This window comes from Oleiphilus sp. HI0066, assembly GCF_001635725.1.
Window position 1 is genome coordinate 1 of sequence record NZ_LWFH01000580.1, and the last position, 3,265, is coordinate 3,265.

Here is a 3,265-nt window from a genome sequence, read left to right on the forward strand (position 1 = left end):
ATCCACGAGTTTCCACGACGGAATACGTACACTTTTTTAAATACAAACTACTTATATTCGAGCAGCATGTTGATATCAGAAATCCTTATTTTATGACCCCATCGCTAGCCAACCGCTCATCATGGGGAATTACTGCACTAAGTGAACAAAAATGAGATGGTCTGCGTAACTATAATTTACGAACTTGGCTAGCTTTAATGGACTTAGTATTTTTTGACTTAGATGGCACCTTACTGAATAAATCTTCGGAAATATCTGCATTCACTCTCGATACTCTTCAGATGCTTAAGGAAAAAGGTATTGCGCACACCTTGGCGACGGGGAGAACAATGTCATCAGCCCAACAAATTATTCATGTCTATGACTTCGACCTGCCGCATATTTACTGCAATGGCGTAGCCCTCTGGGATCCGAAACACCAATCTCTAACTTTGGATAATCTACTCAGTCAAAATGACATTGACACTATTGTTGACTTTTCACTTTCGAAAGGGGTAGCTCCATTTATCAACACCATAGATAGTCTTTATCAACACACTATTTTTTATCCCACTCTTCAACGACAAATTGAAAAAGACCTCGTGGATAATTACTACGCGAAGAGCAATCTCAAACTCAGGCCGCTTTCTGAGTTTGAAACACATTGCCGAGTTACCAATATCAGCATGATCGGAGATACCAATCTGATACAGGTGCTTTGGCAGTATTTTAACGAGTTTGACTCAATAGTTGCTTACTCTGGCACGGCTATAGAGGGCGATCATTATAGTTGGATGGATGTCCATCATCGATTAGCCAACAAAGGTAGTGCCGTGAAGTCCTTAAAAGAGCAACTAGGTGCCAGCAACGTCATATGTTTTGGTGACAGTTACAACGATGAGACAATGTTTAATTTAGCAGATGAGTGTTATGCACCCGAGAACGCCAAAACTGTCATTAAAAAGTTGGCCAACGAAGTTATAGGCCATCACCATCAAGATGGCGTAGCGCACTTTTTAAGAGAACGTTTCTCACTCTGACTGTACTTCTATCATCGTGTTCACTTTATTCAATGCACGGCGAGCAAATCGAAATACTCTTGCACGCCTTTCAAGGCAAACAATGCAAGGTTAGTTCAGCGCCCAAGAGCATCAACGTATTGCGTGGTGAGCTTTTAGAGCCTGCAGAGTGCGCCGAATAAGGCTTAGATTAAGTGCCCGCAAGCAAGCGGCCTTGTACTTAGCCTGCTCCCTAGGAGAAGCAGTCTTGCAAGCATACAAGCCTAAAACCTCCTTTCCTCTTGAAGCACGCATTAAGAGGTTCGCGGACCTTTGAAAGAAAGTTCGCTACGAGACCTGTAGAAATAGACCTGTGACCTTTTTTCTGTGATTCTGAACTCGCTGAAAGTTTAGGAAAAAGTGCGGGAGAGCATTGCAAGTTGCATTATGTGAGTCTGGTGGTGGAGATTACCATCACGATCGCCTTAATTTGTAACTTCCTCTTTTTGCCGGCCTTATTGTTGAAAGTGGATAAAAATAAGTCTTAGGGATAACTCGCATTGAGTTTCCCTTCTGGTGGTTGCAGAAACGTTTTTGGAAGTCTCGTTAACTAAAAATAAAGTATGATACTGCCAGCAACTGTTAGTAAAACATTTGCAAAAGCATAGGCTCCAGTATAACCAAGCGAGGGCAAGCTGCTGTTTGCTGCCTTTGTAACGACGCTCAATGATGCACCACTGGTCATGGAACCGGTGATTCCCCCCAGTAAATAAACAGGGTGGATCTTTAATACCAAGCGTCCAAATGAGTAACCAGCAGCAATGGGGACGGTTGTTACCACGATGCCGGCTAAAATTAATGTTGGGCCTGCGGCTGCAAGCGTCTCGATAATGTCGGCGCCGGCTCGCAGTCCAACTCCCGCCATAAATAGTAATAAACCGAACTCCATCAAAAACCATCTAGCTGCGTCAGGCATACGTCCAAAAGTAGGTTTCACACTCCTCAGATAACCAATTGCTAAACCGGATGCCAGTAGGCCTCCTGCGGAACCAAGTCCAATCGAGAGGTTACCAATGTTAACGGCAAACAAGCCAATCAATACGCCGATAGCGATCCCGAACGAAAAGGTCACCATATCTGTTTCCATCATTGCACGTTCAACGTGCCCAAGGTCCTTACCCAGCAGGTCAATGTATTCACCCAAACCAGTTACGGTAAGAATGTCGCCTTTTTTTAATTCAATATCGGGATCACATGGGATTTCTACGCGCGTGCGAGTAAGCTTTTTAAGCAGCACGCCGTATTGCTGGGGTAACTTGATATCTGATAGTTTTTTGCCTGTGATAGCAGGATTGATGACTACGATTTGAGCGGTATCGATTAAAGCATCAGTATTCTTTTCCGGAGTAATTTCTTGGCCCACATCAGCAAGAATTTCTGTGAAATATTCCGCGGTGCCAAGAATTAGAATTTCGTCGTCTAGCTGTAACCTGATGTTGGGGTTGCTGGCCAAGACCTCACCGTTTCGGCGCACTCTAACAACGGATCGTTTGTCCCAGTATTTTTCAGCCAAATCCGCAACAGGGACTTTGGTAAGAGATTCATTTGTTAGTCGGTAAACTCGAGCAGAGATATTACCAATATTATAGTCATCACTACCTTGTCTGGCTTCCTCCATACGCTTTGCCTCGGCTGCGAGATTTATCCCGAGGAGTTGTGGAAGCATTTTGATAATCGCAATGAGACCAGCCAAGCCAAAGATGTATGTAATTGCATAACCAGTAGCAACATTACCGATCATCTCATCGACTGTAATCCCCTCAGGTGGCAGGACTTGGCCTGACCTAAGCGCCTCTTGCGCGGCGGCAAGTGTAGGCGAACTGGTAAGACCACCAGAGAGCAAACCGGCTGATGTGCCAGGTGACATATCAAGTATATAAGACGCCGTAATCGCGATGCCAAAACCAGTCGTGGCGATCACAAGAGCCAGAAGAAAATACTTCAAACCATCTGTTCTGAGTACATCAAAAAAACTTGGTCCCGCTTGATATCCCACTGAAAAAATGAATAAGGCAAAACCCACAGATTGGGCTCCGGGTGACATTTCAAAACCAAAATGCCCTAGGAAAAGCCCTGCAAATAGCACTCCTGCAACAGGCCCGAGAGAAAACGACCCTATTCTGATATCGCCAAGTAGATATCCAATCCCGATAATTAGGAATAGAGTCAGGACAGGTTGGTTTGAGAGCAAGTGGAGAAATTGCTCAAAGACCGTATAGGTTTCCATA

2 protein-coding genes are annotated in these 3,265 nt (G+C 44.4%); one reads left to right on the forward strand and one right to left on the reverse strand.

Annotated elements, in window-relative coordinates; all coding sequences use genetic code 11:
• Nucleotides 1–197: 197 nt before the first annotated feature.
• Complete coding sequence (locus A3738_RS07720; protein ID WP_068502885.1) at nucleotides 198–1,019, forward strand: HAD family hydrolase; 822 nt, start codon at nucleotides 198–200, stop codon at nucleotides 1,017–1,019.
• 568 nt (nucleotides 1,020–1,587) lie between these two features.
• Here A3738_RS07720 and A3738_RS07725 read toward each other — a convergent pair.
• Nucleotides 1,588–3,265 (reverse strand): aspartate:alanine exchanger family transporter (locus tag A3738_RS07725; protein WP_068502889.1); only part of this gene is annotated, 1,678 nt, incomplete at its 5' end.